Genomic DNA, 18191 nt, shown 5'->3' with positions numbered 1-18191 from the left:
TGGCGCGACTTCGGGCGGGCCATGATGAACTAAGTTCCACCTCACTTACCGAAGCACTGAAGTCGGCCATCGACGGTGCTGACGTAGACGCGGCCTTGGGCGATGGTGATGCCGTCCCAGACGGGTGGGCTGGTGAGTTCGAGGCCGTCGGATTGCTCGCCGGTTTCGACGTTCACGGCCCACATCTTGGCACCACGGCGGCCTTCGAGGGCTTCGTTCTGCTCCTTGAGTTCTTCGAGGATGGCGGGGTCTTTGGCGGCGAGGCGCTCGAAGGCATATTCTTCATCGATGGTGTCCGGAGCACCGGCGACGAGCACCGTTTTGCCAGCGAGGGCCATGCTGCGGGCGACGATGGGGACGAAGCGGTCCCAGGTGTGCTTCACGAAGCTGCCACCGGCCTTCGGCGAGGTGCCGCTGGCGGCGCCTTTGAACCAGAGGGCTCCGCCGACCTTGCCTTTGCCGGTCTCTACTCCGGCACCGATGCCGTGGAAGCCATTCGGGGAGCCATCGCGGCTGTCACCGTTGTCAAAGTTGCACGAGACGAGGGCGTCCGCTGGCCTAACATCAGGGATTTCAAAGCGCTGCTGCACTTCAGCAGCGGTGAGAGCTTTGTGATAAAGCGCGAACTGATCCATGAGGCCGCTGAAGCCGCCAGCGCTGCCATCGGCCGCGCCCTGGCCATTGCCAAGATACATCGGGTTTTTCGGGCGCGCATCCACCACGGCTCCGCTGCCTTCGGAGACGAGCTTGCCATCGAGGTAAAGGCCCATCTTGCCATCAGCGGCGAGTGTGCCGACGAGGTGATGCCAGCCATCGGTCAGTGTCTCAGCGGAGACGATGCTGACCACCTTGGAGTCACTGCGCACATGGAACTGCGGCTTCTTGTCGCGGATGTCGAGCGCCACACCACGAAGCGGACCTCCATGATGATAGATGGTGCCGCTGGCCGTGTCTGGAAGCACCCAGGCTTCCACACTCAGCGCGGTCTTCGTGGGGTCTAGCGCATCTGCATCCGGGAACTTCACCGAACCGGCGAGAGGCGCACCGGCAGCGCCTGCGGCACCTTTCTTGGCGGCTCCTTTGGCCATGCCCTTCCCGGCACCTTTGCCTTTCCCCTTCCCTTTGCCTTTGGCGTCAGATTTCTCCTCATCCTTGTCTCCCTTGGTGAGCTTCGGCGGCTGGTTCGCGAGGGGCTTGCCATCAGGCCCCAGCACCACGCTGTTGCCTTTGCGCTCAGTGATGGCGTCCTCAGTAGTGTAGGCTTCCTCCGGCGCATCCTTCGGTGTGGAGAAAAGCGTGTACTCCATGGTGGTGGTCCACTTGTAGTACTGGGCCTCGCGGCCGTAGGAGTAAACATTGTTATCATCGTGGACGAGGATGCGGCCCGCAGGCGCATATTTGCCTGCTTGGTAGTAGCCGCCATGACCACCAGCGAAGCTCTTGCCATAGACCCAGTAGCTGCGGTGGAAGTTCGAATCATCGAGGAAGCCCATGGGGGCGAAGAGATGGGAACCCTCGCCCTTCTGCGCGCCGCCTTGTTTGTCAAAGTCACCGCTCACGGGACCGATCTCGACGCGCTTGCCGTCATTACCGATCTTCTGGGTGCGGAGGTAGGTCCATTTGCCATCGCTGCTGAGGATGTCATTCAGCGCCACGGGCATTTGCAGGCTCTTGTGACGGTCATTGAGGTCGCCGCCGGTTTCGGGATCGCGGTCGTTGTAGTTTTCACGGTGCTTCATCTCGCCGGTCTTGGCGTCGAGACGATAGAAATAAAGGCCGCCATCGAGGAAGCAGCTAAAGCCCGCAACGCAGCTCACAAGGCCATTTTCCACCAGCACGCTGCCATGCACCGGCCAGACGCTCTCCATCATCTCCCAACGGCCATGATGCAGCTTCTTCGGCGCGGCCTGGAACTTCCACGCGAGAGCGCCATCCTTCGCGCGCAGGCAGTAGACATAACCATCTTTGCCACCAAAGAACACGCGGCCTTTGGAATAGGTGGGCGGTGAGTCGATGCGGCCTCCGGCGATGAAGTGCCAGGCTTCCTTGCCCGTGGCTGAGTCAAAGGCGTGCAGGGTGTGCTTGTCCACCTCTGAAACGAAGGTGAGGCCAGCGGCGGTGGTGCTGGTGCTGAGCGGTGGAGTGAGCTTCACCTCCCAGGCCATGCCGAGATCTTTTTTGAGGTCAGACTTCGCTGCGCCGGAGCGGGCGTTGTCGCCACGATAAGTAGGCCAGTCACCGATGGCGGCTTCAGTCTCCTCGGTGACGGCATCATAGGCAGGGCCTTTGATCAGACGCTCGGCGTCTGGCGTGTCCTCCGGCATGGGATAGCGCGGATCGCTGGCGAGCACGGCCATGCCATCGAGCTTTGCTTCCGGATAGCAGGCGCAGTTATGCGGGCCGGCATAGGTGAGACCGTTCGCGGGCATGACGCCATAGAGGCAGGCGCCGCGCACCCAGTGATTCAGATCCCAGTGCTTCTTCTCCATGTCCACAAACTCCAAACCGGTGCGGCTGGGCATGAGGTACTTTTCCGTGGCCTTCGCCATGTAGCAGCGATGGTGGAACCAGTAGGTGCCTTCGGGCACATCCGGGAAGAAGCTCTTCTTCAGCTCGCCCGTGATCGGGTCAAAGCCGCGATACTCGCCGGTCTGATTGCCACTGGTGGTGCCGGCATTCCAAACGAGGCCCTGAGAAACGATGACGTCCTCAAGACTGCGATAACCGCTCTTCTCATGCGGGGCGGTCCACATGTCCTTGCCGGTTTCGGCATTGATGCCCTTCATCACGCCATCACCACCGGCATACAGCACCACATCGCCATGCAGCATGACACGCGGGGCGAAGTTGAACTCATAAAGCTGGCGGCGCTTCGTGGGATCCGAGGAAAACTTCACGGCACCGGTTTTGACATCACGACCGGCGAGACCATCGCCATTGTAATAGACGAGGCGCTTGTCATCGATGGCCAGTGTGATGGGCGCGATGCGGTCCTCGACTTTCCAAAGGGTCTCGCCGGTATCGGCGGCGATGGCCATGAGATCGCGAGGCTTGCCGTCCCAGTTGAACTCCGTGGTCACGCGCTGCTGGTCGCTCTGTGCCTTCACGGCGAACTCTTCATTCAAACGCCAGGGCTCTTTGTTCACGAGGGCGTAGATGGTGCCGTTGCGCATGAGCAGCTCTTCCGCGCCTTTGGTTTGCTCATAGGTGCGGACGACATTGCCCGTGGCGCCATCAAGACAGACGATGGGATCACTGATGCCGAGCGTGACGTAGACTTTGTCCCCCATGGCCACGAGTCGACGCGTGAGCTGCGTGGGGCCTGATTTGAGCGGCCAGAGATGCGTGCTCCACTGCGTGATGGGCTTCTTCCAAAGGACGGTGCCGTTGAAGGCATCGCGTGCGATGAGCACGAACTTCGCCGGCATGAGGATGGAGATGCGGCTGCCTTCATCGATGATGTAATAGATGCGGCCGCCGGCGCTGACCTTGGCACTCACGGAGGACATGCGGTCGTGGTGACGGCTCCAGCGTGGATTTCCCACCCACTGCATGCGGGTCGGCGGGCCGACGAGCATGTCTTTGGAGGTCGGGTTGCCTTTGGAATCATAGGCGTAGTGGGTCCAGTCATCCATGTCCTTCGGCCAGGGTTTGGTGATCTTGTCCCAACCGCCGCCGGCCTTGCGCACCATGGCGACGCCGAGCGGGGTGAGCACGCGGTCGATCTCTTCCTTGGCCACGGACGCTGCGTCTTCGACCACCAGCAGGTTCACGTAGTTCTCGATGTAGGGGAGGTATTTGCCGTCCCACTCCTCCACAGCGACGGTGCCGCTGACACCGGCCTTGTAGATGGATTCGCGGAGTGCGGGGACTTTGTCGGCCTCCTTCGTGAGGCCATGGACCTGGTAAGAGTCGTTCGCGCGCAGCTTCTGAGTGGTGGTGGCATCTCCGCAGCCCACATGGACCACGATGCCGCCCTTGACGCTAGATTGCGTGAGCAGATCAGCGGCATCGTCCGCCCGCAGGGCAGAACTAAAGGCCAGGAGGAGGGGGAGCAGCGCGAGACGTTTCATGGGCGGACAGGATTGTGCCGCGCTGAAACGTCGGGGAGCAAGGGGGTTTTCAGGAAAGATGGGGTATCCTGCTGACTGGTCTGGCGCGTCAGCGCTGGAGCGCGGATCTCCTGAATCCGCAGCCGGGTGGATGGCACATACGCCGGGAGCTTTCGTTACCATGTCTTCGAGCCGAAGATTGGCGTTGGGTTCGAACGAGGCCGCGGTGGTGCAACCTGCGGTCGTAGCGGCTGCGGATTCAGGAGATCCGCGCTCCGTGGAGGCCTCTTCGAGGCTCCAAATCGAGTGGTGTAGTGGCATTGGCCAGGCCTTCACCGCTACCGACTTACATCACGTCAACGCGGGACAAGGATTGACTGTTAAGAATGGGCGCTGGCTGCGTATTAGCAGGCTCGTTTGTTTGTTTCTCCTCCACCCATGCGCCTGCCCACTCTCCTCACCACGCTTTTCATCGCTTCCGGCCTGCACGCTGCTCCGCAGTGGATCTGGCTTTCCAAAGATGGCAACAAGGACCCGGAGGTGACCTTTCGACATCGGTTCGAGGTGCCGGCGAATGTGCAATCCGCCACGCTGGAGCTGACCTGTGACAATGGCGCGGATGCGCTGATCAATGGCAAAAAAGTGCTGACGAATCCAGACTGGCAGGAGCCGACGAAGGCCGATGTGAGCAAGGAGCTCAAGAAAGGCGCGGCGAATGAAATCGTGGTCGAAGGCCGCAACAAAGGCGGCACGGCGGCACTCATCGCGCGCTTGAAGGTGAAGCTGGCGGATGGTTCGGAGAAGGTGTTGATCGAAACCAGTGATAAGTGGGAAGCGGCGAAGAAAGGCACGCAGGACTTCAAACCGGCGCTGGTGATCAATGACTATGGCAAGGGCCCATGGGGCCTGGCACTGGATGGCAAGGCCCGAGGCGGCAGCAACAGTGGACCGGCGGAAACCATCGCCGCGAGCGAGGTGACAGTGGCGAAGGGATTCAAGGTGGAGAAACTCTACAATGTGCCGAAGGACCAGGAAGGCTCCTGGGTGGCACTGACGGTGGATCCAAAGGGGCGTCTCATCGCCTGTGACCAGTATGGCAGCATCTATCGCATGAGCGTGCCCGCTTTAGGTAAGACAGAGCAGCTGAAGCCGGAGAAGCTGAACATTGAGATGGGCAAGGCGCACGGACTGCTGGCAGCTTTCGACAGCCTCTACGTCATGGTGAATGAGGACGGGAAGAACAACGGCCTCTACCGTCTCACCGACACGAATGGCGATGACACCTATGACAAGATCACCAAGCTGCACACGATGGCCGGCGGCGGTGAGCACGGCCTGCACAGCATGGTGGTGAGCCCGGATGGCAAGCGCATCTACTTCAACTGCGGCAACCACACGAAACTGCCGGAAGGGCTGGAGAAAAGCCGCGCCGCGAAGATTTGGAATGAAGACCACATTGTCCCGCGCCTCTGGGATGCGAACGGCCACGCACGCGGCATCCTGGCCCCGGGTGGCTACATCTGCAGCATGAATCCGGATGGCAGTGATCTGGAACTGTTCTGCTACGGCTTCCGCAATGAGTTCGACATCTGCTTCGATCTGGGCGGAGAGCTCTTCACCTATGACGCGGACATGGAGTGGGACATCGGCAGCCCGTGGTATCGCCCCACCCGTGTGAACCACTGCGTCAGTGGCGCTGATTACGGCTGGCGCAGCGGCAGTGGCAAGTGGCCTAACTATTACCCTGACAGCCTGCCGACGACGCTGGACATTGGCCCCGGCAGCCCCACGGGCGTGGTCAGCGGCAAGGGAGCGAAGTTCCCTGCGAAGTATCAGCACGCCATCTTCATCAATGACTGGACCTACGGCACCATGTGGGCCATTCACCTGCAGCCGAAGGGCGCGAGCTACATCGCGGAGAAGGAGGAGTTTGTCTTTGGCAAACCACTGCCGCTGACAGATGTGGTCGTACATCCGCAGGACGGAGCGATGTACTTCGCCGTGGGTGGTCGCAAGACACAGTCGGGTGTGTATCGCGTGACTTATGCGGGCGACGAATCCACCGCACCGGTGCAGGCCGTGCCGCTGGATGAGGAATTCCGCATGCGTGCGGCGATCGAAGAACTGCACAAGGATGGTGTGGACACGCAGAAGGCACTGGCGGCTGCATGGCCGTATCTGAGCCACAGTGATCGCAATGTTCGTTATGCCGCGCGCGTCGCGATCGAGCGTCTGCCCGTGGATCTCTGGAAAGAGAAGGCGCTGAATGAAAAGCATCCCGTGGCGCTGGTGGAGGCGATCATCGCACTGGCACGTGTGAGCGGAGCAAAGGGCAGCTATGAAGGTGGCCGTCCTGCAGCGAAGCCCACCGGCACGTCGTCTGAAGCGATCGGCAAGGTGGCGCCAGAGAATGCGGAGCTGGAAGGCGAGATGCTGAAGGCTCTGGCACGTCTGGGAGAGCATGAGCTCAGTCTGGCCCAGAGGCTGGCTGCTGTGCGTGCGGTGCAACTGGTGCTGATCCGTCTGGGCAAGCCGGATGCGGACACCTGCGAGAAGATCGCCGAGAAGCTGGAAGCGGGCTATCCATCGGACGATTCTTCCCTGAACCGCGAGCTCGCGCAGATCCTGGTGGCCGTGGATTCCAAAAAGGTGGTGGCGAGAACGCTAGGCCTCATGGCGACGGCGAAGGATGACTTCCAGGAAGTGACGACAGATGAGGTGCTCAGCCGCAATGATGGTTATGCCAATGCAGCCCGTGCAGCCGCGGGCAGCCGTCCGAACGGGCAGCAGATCAGCTATATGTATGCGCTGCGCAATGCGACGGCTGGCTGGACTCCTGAGTCCAGAAAGACCTTCTTCTCCTGGTTCCCGCGTGCCCGCACCTGGAAGGGTGGCAACAGTTTCAAGGGCTTCATTGAAAACATCCGCAAGGACGCCATGGCCACCTTTGTGCCCGAAGCCGAAGTCGCGGAGCTCGAAGCGCTCGGCACGAAGGCTGAGGCGGTGAACATCCCGAACTACGTGGCTCCGAAAGGTCCGGGCAAGGCCTGGACGCTGGATGAGGCGGTCGAGCTGGCTTCCAAGAACATGAAGGGTCGCGACTTCGCCAATGGCGAGGCGATGTATCGAAGTGTGATGTGCGCCACCTGCCACCGCTTCAATGGCGAGGGCGGCAGCATTGGCCCGGATCTCACCGGCTCCGGCAACCGCTACACCCTGCGCGACCTTCTGGAGAACATCACCGATCCAAGCAAGGTCATCTCCGACCAGTATGACAGCCACGAGATCACCAAGAAGGACGGCAGCACCATTCTGGGCCGCATTGTCGTCGAGGAGAACGGCAAGGTCTTCGTGATGGCGAACCCCTTCGCCCCGAACGACCAGATGGCCATCAATGAGGCTGACATTGCCAAGAAGGAGACCCGCAAGATCAGCATGATGCCTCCGGGCCTGATCAACGCACTGAACAAGGACGAGCTGCTGGACTTGATCGCCTATTTGGTTAGCGGCGGGAACAAGGGGGACAAGGTGTTTCAGAAGTAGCATGGCGCGCATGCGGGCTACAGGCTTTGAAAATTGTCCGGGCGGTCCTCTGTGCGAAAGCCCGGAAAAGGTGCAAGACCTCCCAGGAGACTGCACCGACCTCATCGCCACCGGCAATCCTGGCACATCTCCTCTCACCACCTACGTCGCGCGGTTCGGATCGTCACGCGGCTTTCCAAAGAGCGGTGGTGGTGTGAGGGGGCAGAGAGTGTTTGACGTGCTCAGCAGAATTGTTTCTTCTCAACGAGTTCGTCCAATTTTCGCCAAAAAAAATGAAGACACTTTTCATCCTGGCCCTTTTGACCACAACCGCTCTCGCTGAGGAACCGACCAAGGAAGAGTTGGTGACAGCCCTTCAGAAAGATCCGGCAGATTCCTGGGCGCTCTTCAACCTCGGGCTCATGAACTATCTGGCAGAAGACTTTGCCGGGGCCATCAAGAACTGGAAGACGCTCCGAAATCTCGAACCTACCGACTGGCGGGTCAGGGAGAAGCTGATTCAGGCCTACTGGGGGGCTGGAGATGAGAAAGCGGCGACTGCGGAGATCGCCGAACTGCGAAAAGCAAAGAATTCGGGCAGGTATGAGGAGCTTGCCGAAAAGGAGTTTTTCATATGCGACCAGTTTCAGATTGGCGAGGTGAGGGCCTTTGTTCTCGAGTACTACGAACTCAAAGGAGAACGCCCGCTCGCGTGGAAATTCATTCTGAAATCGGGTGATGACACTCTAGACCATCGTTTCTCGGTGGGCAGCTACCCGTCCGCCACCGAGTTCGCGAGAGCCCAGGGGACGATAGCACCGAACGAGCGCCGATATCATCTAGATGGCTATTGGGACGACGGATCACACGCCACCTATGGATTCTACCCGAACAGGCCAGATTACCAAGACGTCCGAAACGAGGTTCAACGGATTATCAAGGGCGAAACAAAGCCGGTATCATCAATGACACCCCAAGGGAGCCAAGGCGAAGAAGGCGGTGCAGCCAACCCGCCAAAGCCGGGTCGCTGAGCTCAGCCGGCGCGAGTTCGCTCCCCCCCGTGAGTCAGGCCGCTTAATCAAAAAAAACATACCGGGATCATGTGATGCAGCAGCGTCACCAAACAGCTCATGGCGGCAAGCTCAGCCGCAATGACCCAGCGCAAACAGACTCCCGCCGAGCGCTTACACGACACTAGTAGAATGACGGCAAATGCGGCCCCGACTTCGCCGGGGCGGAAGTGAGCACGACTTCAGTCGAGAAATCCTCTTCATGATTCTCCCGCAGAGCCTCCACGACGAGGTCGAGCAACCAGTAGACATCTTCTTCTTTTCGGAGATTGATCTCCGGCTCGACGAGGATTCTCACGCTATGGGAGCAACGCGGCTCAGCGCAGGCGACATCGACAAAATGTGAAGCAAAGTAGGCCTCCAACCGCTGAGGATCCCTGATGCCCGTGAGCAAAATGTAGTCGGGGTTCATACCAAGGCCTGGACGCTACCGTTCAGCACGGCGGCGCGCAAGAGGCCATGTACTGGGGTATCGCACTTGAGCGCTTCCCACCTCAGTCCACGACGATATCGCGACTGCGGAGTCGTGGGTGAGCGCGTGGGCCTAACGAGTTTTGAGGTCGTGCAGGTCAATCCCCGAGATACGCCGCTCTCACCTGCGGATTCTTCAGCAACGCAGCGGCGCTGTCTTCAAGGATGACGCGGCCGGTCTCGAGAACGTAGCCGTGGTGGGAGATGCCGAGGGCGAGGTTGGCGTTTTGCTCGACGAGGAGGATGGTGAGGCCGCGCTCTTTGTTGATGGCGACGATCTGGTCAAAGATGGCGCGGACGAGGATGGGGGCGATGCCGAGGGAGGGCTCGTCCAGCATGAGGCACTTGGGCTGGCTCATGAGGGCGCGGGCGATGGCGAGCATCTGCTGCTCGCCTCCAGACATGGTGCCGGCGGCTTGATTGATGCGCTCCTTCAACCGGGGAAAGATGGTGAAGGCGTAGTCCATGTCGGCGGCGATGCCGGCCTTGTCATTGCGGAGATAAGCGCCCATGCGCAGGTTCTCGGCGACGGTGAGGTTGGCGAAGACCATGCGGCCTTCGGGCACGTGGCAGAGATGCTTGGCGACGATCTTATGCGCGGGCTGGTTCGTGATGTCCTCGCCGCTGTAGGTCACGCTGCCAGAGCGTGTTTTGATGAGGCCGCTGATGGCGCGCAGGGTGGTGGACTTGCCAGCACCGTTCGCGCCGATGAGGGTGACGATGCTGCCCTGCGGCACGTTGAGTGAAACACCATGCAGGGCTTTGATGGAGCCGTAGCTGACTTCGAGATCTTTGACTTCAAGCATCGATGGGCGCCTCCTTTTGAACCTCTGTGCCGAGATACGCGGCGATGACTTTGGGATCGCGCTGAATCTGGTCCGGCGTGCCTTCGGCGATTTTGACACCGTACTCGAGCACGGCGATGCGCTCGCAGATGCCCATGACGACGGTCATGTCGTGCTCCACGAGCATGACGGCGATCTGGAACTTGTCTTTGATGAAACGGATGAGGTGCATGAGCTCCTCTTTCTCCGTGGGATTCATGCCAGCGGCGGGCTCGTCCAGCAGCAGAAGCTTGGGTTTGGTGGCAAGCGCGCGGACGATCTCAAGACGGCGCTGGTCCCCATAGGGGAGACTCTTGGCTTCCTCATCGCGGGTATCAGCGAGCTTGAAGATATCGAGCAACTCCAGGGCGCGGTTCTCGACCTCTTTCTCATGCGCCTTGAAGCGGGCACCACGCCAGAGCGAGGCGCTCATGCCATGCTTGCAATGAAGCTGCATGGCGGCGCGGACGTTGTCGATCACGCTGAGCGAGCCGAAGAGACGGATGTTCTGAAACGTGCGGGAGATGCCCTGACTGGTGAGCTCGTGGGGCTTCACGCCAGCGATGCAGCGGCCATTCAGATGAATGGTGCCCTCGGTGGCCTGATACACGCCCGTGATCATGTTGAAGGCGGTGGTCTTCCCTGCCCCGTTTGGGCCAATGAGACCGATGAGCTCACAGGGCTGCACTTCAAGATTGAACTTCGACACGGCGGTGAGGCCGCCGAAGCGGATGGTCGCGTGATCGAGCTTGAGAAGAGGATGACTCATGCGGCTCCTTTCTTCCGGTTCCAGGTGAAGAGACCCTGCGGACGGGCCATCATCAGGATGATGATGAGCAGTGAATAGATGATCATGCGGTACTCGCTGAACTGCCGCAGCACTTCCGGCAGAAGCGTGAGAAGGATGGCAGCGACGACCACACCGGCGGTGCGGCCCATGCCACCGAGAATGACCATGACGACGATGTCGATGGACTTCAGGAAATCAAAGCCGGTGGGCGAAAGGAACTGCTTGTGATGCGCATACAGACCGCCTGCAATGCCGGCAAAGAACGCACCGGTGACAAAGGCGGTGACCTTGTAGCGCACGGGATTGATGCCCATGGAGCTGGCGGCGACTTCATCATCACTGACGGCGATGAAGCCGCGCCCATAAGTGGAGTTCACCAACGACGTGACAAAGTAGATGGTCACGGCGGCCAAACCAAAAGTCCAACCAAGCGTGGTGTACTTCGGAATGCCTTTCAGACCGCTGGCAGCACCGACGGCTTCCATGTTCTGCACAATGACGCGGATGATCTCGCCAAAGCCCAAGGTGACGATGGCGAGGTAATCCCCCTTCAGGCGCAGAGAGGGAACCCCGACCCCGAAGCCCGCAAGAGCGGCCAGCAAGCCACCGGCGATGAGTGCTCCGAGGAAAAGCAGGGGCTGCAAAGCAGGCGGCAGCATGGGCGAGACCACGAGCGAGATCTTCGCCGCGGTGTAGCCGCCCACGGCCATGAACCCCGCGTGACCGAGGCTGAACTGGCCGGTGTGGCCGTTGATCAGATTCAGGCTCACCGCGAGGATGATGTTGATGCCGATATCGACGATGACACCGAGATGGTAGCGGTTGAACTGGCCGCTAAACATCGACACCACCGCCGCCAGCACGATGCCGACGAGCAACCAGCGCTTCGCGCCATTGAGAAATGCAGGGGAGGAAGACATGGGTTAAACTTTCTCCACGGTTGCCTTGCCCAGCAGGCCGGCGGGTTTGAAAAGAAGGATCAAAATGAGAATACCGAAGGCGATGCCATCGCGATAGTTCGACAGGCCGGAGATGCCACCGGCGAAGGTTTCCAGCAGGCCGAGGATCAAGCCGCCGAGCGCTGCACCGGGCAGATTACCAATGCCACCGAGCACGGCGGCGATGAAAGCGCGGAGGCCGGGCTGCACCCCCATCAGCGGATCGATGCCCGGTGCCTTCATGGCATAAAGGATGCCTGCGATAGCGGCCAGCGCGGACCCGAGACCAAAGGTGAAGGAGATGATGCGGTTGATGTTGATGCCCATCAGCGCGGCGGCCTGCTGATTGTGCGAGACCGCACGCATCGCAGTGCCCATCTTCGTGCGCTGGACGATGAACCACAGCCCGGCGAGCAGAAGCAGGGTGGTGACCACAACGACGAGGTCATTGCTGCTAACCACAAGTTTGCCGAGATGGAAGTCATGCTCGGGCAGGAGCTTCGGAAAGGGCTTGGTATCCGCACCAAAGACCGCGCTGTGCTGGCAGGTGAACTCAATGAAGAGCGAGACACCGATGGCGGTGATGAGCACGGTCAGCCGAGGCCTTTTCCGCAGCGGACGATACGCCAGGAACTCGATCAAGATCCCGATCCCCGCACAGATGATGACGGAGATCAGTGACACAAGAATGGCACCCGTCAGTGACGGAAGAGGCACCACACTGCTGACCGCCGGTGCCACGAAGTAGGCCGCATAGGCCCCCAGCATGAGCACATCCGCATGGGCGAAGTTGATGAACCTCAGCACGCCATACACCATCGTGTAACCGAGGGCGATGAGCGCATAGATGGACCCCAGAGCGAGGCCGTTGATGAGTTGTTGCAGCAGCCAATCCATGGGGGAGACGGTCAGGAGTTCGATGCTGGATTAGACTCAGGGAGCGACCGTTTCCAGATACTTGAACTTGCCGTCTTTCACCTGAAGAATCACCGCCGACTTCACCGCATCCCGCTGGGCATTGATGGCGATCTTGCCAGTCACTGCCTCGTAGTCCTTCGTGGCGGCCAGGGCATCGCGGATCGCCTTGCTGTCCGTGCTGCCGGCGCGCTTGATGGCGTCTGCCAGGAACATCGCTGAGTCATAACCCAGCGCCGCCATCGCGTCTGGCATCTTGCCGTTGAAGCGCTTCTTATACGCGGCCACAAAGGCCTGCACGCCAGGGGCGGAGGAGTCCGAAGCATAGTGCGTGGAGAAGTAGTGGCCTTCCACAGCGTCCTTGCCGATGTCCAGCAGCGTCTGGCTTTCCCAGCCGTCACCACCGCAGAGCGGCACGCTCAGACCCAGCTGCTTCGCCTGGATGGCGATGAGGGCCACATCGGTATAATAACCGGGAACGAAGACGGCATCCGGTGCAGCGCTCTTGATAGCGGTGAGCTGCGCCTTGAAGTCCTTGTCACCACCGTTGAAGTCGAGTTCCGCCACCACCTGGCCACCCGCTTTGATGAAGCCTTCCTTGAAGAATTTGGCGAGGCCCTTGCTGTAATCACTCTTCACATCGGTGAAGACCGCCACCTTCTTCGCCTTCAGCGTGTTCGTCACGAAGTTCGCCATCACCGTGCCCTGGAAGGGATCGATGAAACAGACGCGGAAGATGCAGTCACCCGTTTCTGTGACCTTCGGGTTCGTCGAGGCCGGGGACACCATCGGGATGCCGTTCTGCTGGCAGATCGGCGCCGCTTCCAGGGAGCGGCTGGAGGCCACCTCACCCAGGATGGCTACCGCGCCATCTTTGGAGATGAGTTTGTTCACCACGTTGGAGGTCTCACCCGCTTTAGACTGGTTGTCCTCCGTCAGCAGATCGATCTTCTTGCCCAGGACTCCACCAGCAGCATTCAGAGTTTCGACCGCGAGCAGCGTCCCTTCATGGGAAGAGGTGCCAAAGGTGGCTTCCTTGCCCGTGAGCGAGGCAAATTCGCCAATGATGATGCCATCGCCCCCGCTTTTGTTGCAGGCAGGCAGGAGGAGGGAGGCAGCAGCGAGGGGGAGAAGGGTGCGACGGAGCATGGGCAAAAGCTAACGAGCAGTCTTCGCGCCGACAAGAACGAAAAACACAATCCGACATGCCCATTGCAGCACGCCGTTAGGAAAAGCCGAAAACGTGCAAAAAGCCGAGTGAAGCTGGTCTGGAGACACGTGCGTCATCCTCGCGGCAACTGAACAAGCCGCCTTCACCGGCTGTCAGTGGAAACTCCGTGTTTGGACACAAACTCCGCCTTTGGACAAAATGCGCCTTTTGTAGCGAATCCCGGATGCTTTCTGCCAGCCACCCAACAAATATCCCAAAAGCCCGTATTCTTGGCACAAAAGGGTTTGTCGTGCTCCGGGCGCTTCGCTTGTATCATGCCCGCCCTTTTCGGCTCCCCCCCGTTTCCCCCATCTAACCCAAAGGACTCAAAGACGTGAAATTCAAATGCCCCACCTGTGAGATGCAGCTCAAGATCGAGCCCGAGATGGCCGGAAAGGTCGTCCGCTGCCCCGGCTGCAGTTCGAAGATCTCCATCCCGGTTGATGTGGGCGGTCTGCCACCTCCCTCGGGTCTCCCTCCCCCCAGCGGTGTGCAGCTCCCTGCCTCCGGTGGTGATGCCTGGGGCCGTGATGGCGAGTCCTCCGCCCCGGATGAGCCCGTGCAGCAGTCCTTTGCCCAGCAGCAGGCCGCCCACCAGACGGAGCGTGGTGGCTGGGAGGAGAAGGACCCGACCAACCCGAATGCCTTGCTGAGCTTCAGCATCGGCTTCGTCACCTTCCTGGTGATCATCGGCATCTTGTATCCGTTCAAGGCACCGCATGACACACCTGCGGCAAACTACACCGCCATGCAGTGGGTGGCCTCGCTGTTCTTCAAGCACATGCTGGTGAGCTTCACGAACACCCTCTTCTTCACCTGGGCGTTCTCCATCATCTACCTGAAGTGGAAGAAGCTCCGCCACCAGCGCGAGGCTCTCATGCTGGACGTGCTGCCCTGGGAGCTCGGCGGTGAGATCAATGCGGACAACGTCGGTTCCTTCATCGACAACCTCTACAAGCTCCCACGCCGCCTGCGTGACAGCATGATGGTGAACCGCATGCGCAAGGCCCTGGAACTCTTCGAGGTGAAGCAGAGCGCGGATGACGTGAAGAGCATGCTCTCCAGCCAGTCTGACATCGACAGCATGCGCATCGGCGGCAGTTACTCGCTGCTGAAAGCCTTCCTCTGGGCCATCCCGATTCTCGGGTTCATCGGCACCGTCATCGGTCTCTCGCACGCCATCAGCGGCATGAACTTCTCCCAGATGGAAGACATCAAGCAGATCACCGGCACTCTCGGTGTCGTCACCGGCGGTCTCGGCACGGCGTTCGATGCGACACTGCTCGGCCTTGTCTTCGCCCTCTCGCTGAACTTCCCGCTGAACTCCATGATGAAGTCCGAGGACGACTGCCTCAACGACATCGACGCGTATTGCAATGAAGTGCTCCTTCCCCGTCTCAATGACGGCGGCACCAGCCCTGTGGGCAGCCTCACTGGTGACTCGAAGAGCGTCATGGAAGTGCTGGTCAAGGCCGTGGCAAACTCCCAGAAGGAGTTCCTCGTGGATCTCAATGCCCTCTCCGCCAAGATCAAGGAGCAGGCCGACAACCTGGACAAGCGCGCCACCGCCCACCAGGAGCGTGTGGATGCGGAGTTCTCCCGCGCCGTGAACCGCATGCGCGAGGACTTCTCCGCTGCCGTGAATGATGCCATCAAGCAGAGCACGGACTACAACCGCGCCCTGGCCAGCGGCATCCAGAGCCTGAACAATGTCCTGAAGGAGCTCGGCTCCCAGCAGATCATCATTCATCAGGTGAAAAAGAAGGGCTGGTTCAGCCGCAATAGCTGAGTTGAACCGACCGGGCTTCCTCCTGTTCTCTCTCTCTTCCCCTCACTGATTCCTCTTCATGGCCAAGCGACGACATGGCGCCAAGGACGAGATTCTTCTCGTCCCGTTCCTGGACATCCTGTGTTCCCTCATCGGCGTGCTGGTGCTGATCATCGTGGTGCTCTGCGTCTCGCAGACCCAGCAGACGGAAGGCCGCACCGAGGAGGAAATCCGCATGGCTCAGGAGGCCAAGCGCATCAAACAGGAGCTCGCTGACCGCGAGAAGCTGGACGCGATCCTCAAGGAGAAGATGGCCGAGCTGCAGAAGCTGCAGATTGAGATCGACGAGAAGGAACAGCGTTACCTGAAGTTCCGTAAACTGCTCAGTTCCTCCAAGGAGCTGCAGGACCAGAACAAGGCCATCGCCAAGAACCTGCAGAAGGAGCTGGATGACCTCCTCACCGAAATCGACGGCCTGAAAAAGCAGCAGGACGAGAGCAAGAAGACCGTCACCGAGCTCATGGCGGAGATCAAAAAACGCCAGATCCCCGAGGACAAAAAGATCCCGCCTGTGGTCGTGCAGCCCTCCGGCGGCGGCATGTCTGACAAGACGAAGGTCTACTTCGTGGAGTGCTCCACTGGCCTGAAGGTCATGGATGCCTGGGGTGCCGGTGACTACACCCTCGGTGCCAAAGCCGAGATCGTGGTGGCTGATCCTGTGTACAATCACTTCCTCACCGAGGTGGCGAAGGACAAGAACGCTCTCATCCTTTATCTCATCCGTGATGACGGCCAGGGTGCATTCAACAACGGCGCAGGCCGTGCCGAGGGTGATTATAACATCCGCATCGGCAAGCTGCCCATCCCCGGACGCGGCCAGCTGGACCTCGCCATGTTTGACAAATACCGAGGCAAGGTCCCCCCGCCGCCGAAGACACCTGCCGCCACGCCTGCTCCCGCCCCCGGCACACCTCCTGCGACTCCAGACAAACCCAAAGCATAAGCTAAGCTAGTCTCACCCTCCCATGGCCCACCGCAAAAAACATGAAGAGCAGGAGCTGCCGTTCGTGGCTCTCATGGACACGATGACAAACGTCGTCGGCGTGCTCATCATCGTGCTCGTCATGGTCGGCATCAGCATTGCAAATGCGGTGAAGACCATCCTGTCCGACCTGCCTCCCGTCACCCCTGAGGAGCATCAGCGGCTGGTCGAAGAGATGAAGAAACTGCCACCACCTCCGGCTGATCCGAAGAAGATCGAGGAGGACAAGAAGATCGCCGAACAAAAATTGAAAAAAGCCATCGAGGACCTCAAGACCATCGATACCACCCAGGTCGAGTCGCAGATGAAGTTCATGGACCTGGAAAGCTTCCGCAAGAAGCTGGATGAGGCCCGCAAATTACGTGAGGCGCAGAAGGCCGCGGTGGACAAGCTCATCGCCGAGGTGGACCGCCTGAAGGCCCTGCTGGATGCCACGCCCGTCTACAAGCCAGAGCCCTCGACGTTCGTGCGCCTGCCAAACCCGCGCCCCTTCCCTGAGGAGCCGAACGAATCACGCATCCTCGTGGCCAAGCAGGGCGTGCTTTTCCTGAACGAGAAAGAATTCATCCAGCCCGTGATCGACGGCCTCACGAAGATCCGCAGCCAGTTCGAGTACAAGGAGGTGAAGATCGACCCCTTTGCCAAGATGCTCGAAGCAGCGCTGGGCAATGCCAATGCCGCCAAAACAGCCTGGCCGGAGCTCGCTCCTCTCGTCAACACCTTCCAGCTCGATCAAGCAGCGCAGGCTTACAAGGTGCTCGTCACCGGCGGCCTTCCCGCCACGAAGCAGGTGCTGACCGCTGTCGGTAATCTCTCCCTCGCCACCCGCTCTCCCATGGCCACCGTGGCGGAGGCCATCGTGGCCACCACCAAGGGTGACCTCACCAAATGGAAAGCCCTGGATCCAAGCCGCGATCCGACGAAGCCCACCATCACCGTCACCAGTGCCGGAGGCAAAATCAACTTCACCTGGGGTGCTACCGCTGCGAGCGCCAAGAACACACCGAAGGACATCCTGGACTACTTCGTGAAGGACCTCGGTGGCCTGGACGCCATCAAGAAGCTGAGCGCGGACAAGGTGATCTATGATGCCTTCAAGCTCTCCGAGACCCTGCAGCGCGCCGCCGCCAGCCCCATGATGAACAGCTCCTCCTACACCTTCCAGCCATCGGTAAAGCCCGGCCAGGTGTATGTGCAACTCGCCCTCACACCGAAGGCCGGTGGTGGTGAGACCCGTGAACAGATCAAGGCTCAAGGTTCCGGTTATCAGCGCCTCATGCGCCAGGTGAAGGCCGACCCCAAAGGCGTGGCCGTCTACCAAGTGATGAGTGATGCCTTCGATGCCTATCTCGACGCCCGCCGCATTGCCGATGAGATCGGCGTGGCCGCCACCTGGGACTTCCTGCCCAAGCTCGACCTCACCATGAACGTCGCCGGCTTTGAAGTGCAGCGCTTCGCCTTGCTCGTTCCACGTCCCCCCGTGCCCCCAGGCACCGGCGTCCGCATCGCAGCACCAAAACGCGGCCTGGACTAACCAAAAGTTCACAGATTGTCAGCTGGCGCACCATGCGCATCCGCGAAGTCGCGAA

The 18191-nt window shown here is 60.2% G+C and carries 12 protein-coding genes; 5 read left to right on the top strand and 7 right to left on the bottom strand.

Features of this window, described 5'->3' with window-relative positions; all coding sequences use genetic code 11:
- Positions 1–41: 41 nt before the first annotated feature.
- Complete coding sequence (locus tag BGE01nite_RS27555; RefSeq protein ID WP_170267115.1) at positions 42–4073, bottom strand: outer membrane protein assembly factor BamB family protein; 4032 nt, start codon at positions 4071–4073, stop codon at positions 42–44.
- A 417-nt stretch (positions 4074–4490) separates the two neighbouring features.
- Here BGE01nite_RS27555 and BGE01nite_RS27550 point away from each other — a divergent pair, with 417 nt between their 5' ends.
- Both BGE01nite_RS27550 and BGE01nite_RS27545 read left to right on the top strand, forming a co-directional pair.
- A complete protein-coding gene (locus BGE01nite_RS27550; protein ID WP_146855944.1) occupies positions 4491–7595 on the top strand; it encodes a c-type cytochrome in 3105 nt (1034 codons plus the stop codon).
- Between the two features lie 272 nt (positions 7596–7867).
- Positions 7868–8605: a tetratricopeptide repeat protein gene (locus BGE01nite_RS27545; protein WP_146855942.1), complete on the top strand. Its 738-nt coding sequence runs from the start codon at positions 7868–7870 to the stop codon at positions 8603–8605.
- 163 nt (positions 8606–8768) lie between these two features.
- Here BGE01nite_RS27545 and BGE01nite_RS29180 read toward each other — a convergent pair whose 3' ends face one another.
- The 6 genes from BGE01nite_RS29180 to BGE01nite_RS27520 all read right to left on the bottom strand — a co-directional run bounded on the left by BGE01nite_RS29180 (position 8769) and on the right by BGE01nite_RS27520 (position 13731).
- Positions 8769–8942 carry a hypothetical protein gene (locus tag BGE01nite_RS29180; RefSeq protein ID WP_170267114.1) on the bottom strand — a complete coding sequence of 58 codons (174 nt, stop codon included), beginning with the start codon at positions 8940–8942 and terminating at the stop codon, positions 8769–8771.
- Between the two features lie 271 nt (positions 8943–9213).
- Positions 9214–9921, bottom strand: a complete 708-nt coding sequence (locus tag BGE01nite_RS27540) for an ABC transporter ATP-binding protein (RefSeq protein ID WP_146855940.1) — start codon at positions 9919–9921, stop codon at positions 9214–9216.
- A complete protein-coding gene (locus tag BGE01nite_RS27535) occupies positions 9914–10708 on the bottom strand; it encodes an ABC transporter ATP-binding protein (RefSeq protein WP_146855938.1) in 795 nt (264 codons plus the stop codon). Before BGE01nite_RS27535 ends, BGE01nite_RS27540 begins: the two co-directional genes overlap by 8 nt.
- Entirely contained in the window at positions 10705–11649 is a 945-nt protein-coding gene (locus BGE01nite_RS27530; RefSeq protein WP_146855936.1) for a branched-chain amino acid ABC transporter permease, read from the bottom strand. Before BGE01nite_RS27530 ends, BGE01nite_RS27535 begins: the two co-directional genes overlap by 4 nt.
- A gap of 3 nt (positions 11650–11652) precedes the next feature.
- Positions 11653–12564, bottom strand: coding sequence for a branched-chain amino acid ABC transporter permease (locus tag BGE01nite_RS27525; RefSeq protein ID WP_146855934.1), 912 nt, complete (start codon positions 12562–12564; stop codon positions 11653–11655).
- Between the two features lie 36 nt (positions 12565–12600).
- The gene (locus BGE01nite_RS27520; RefSeq protein WP_146855932.1) at positions 12601–13731 is read right to left on the bottom strand and encodes an ABC transporter substrate-binding protein; all 1131 of its coding nucleotides are present in this window, start codon (positions 13729–13731) and stop codon (positions 12601–12603) included.
- Between the two features lie 395 nt (positions 13732–14126).
- Between BGE01nite_RS27520 and BGE01nite_RS27515 the strand changes: the two genes are divergently transcribed.
- The 3 genes from BGE01nite_RS27515 to BGE01nite_RS27505 are packed head-to-tail and all read left to right on the top strand — an operon-like array spanning position 14127 to position 18136.
- Positions 14127–15581, top strand: coding sequence for a MotA/TolQ/ExbB proton channel family protein (locus BGE01nite_RS27515; RefSeq protein ID WP_146855930.1), 1455 nt, complete (start codon positions 14127–14129; stop codon positions 15579–15581).
- 58 nt (positions 15582–15639) lie between these two features.
- Entirely contained in the window at positions 15640–16563 is a 924-nt protein-coding gene (locus BGE01nite_RS27510) for a coiled-coil domain-containing protein (RefSeq protein ID WP_146855928.1), read from the top strand.
- A 22-nt stretch (positions 16564–16585) separates the two neighbouring features.
- A complete protein-coding gene (locus BGE01nite_RS27505) occupies positions 16586–18136 on the top strand; it encodes a hypothetical protein (RefSeq protein WP_146855926.1) in 1551 nt (516 codons plus the stop codon).
- Positions 18137–18191 lie beyond the last annotated feature (55 nt).

This window comes from Prosthecobacter gellanilyticus (assembly GCF_007992435.1).
Classification (GTDB): Bacteria; Verrucomicrobiota; Verrucomicrobiia; order Verrucomicrobiales; family Verrucomicrobiaceae; genus Prosthecobacter; species Prosthecobacter gellanilyticus.
Note: the sequence above shows the minus strand (reverse complement) of the source record. Positions and strands in the feature narration are given on the sequence as shown.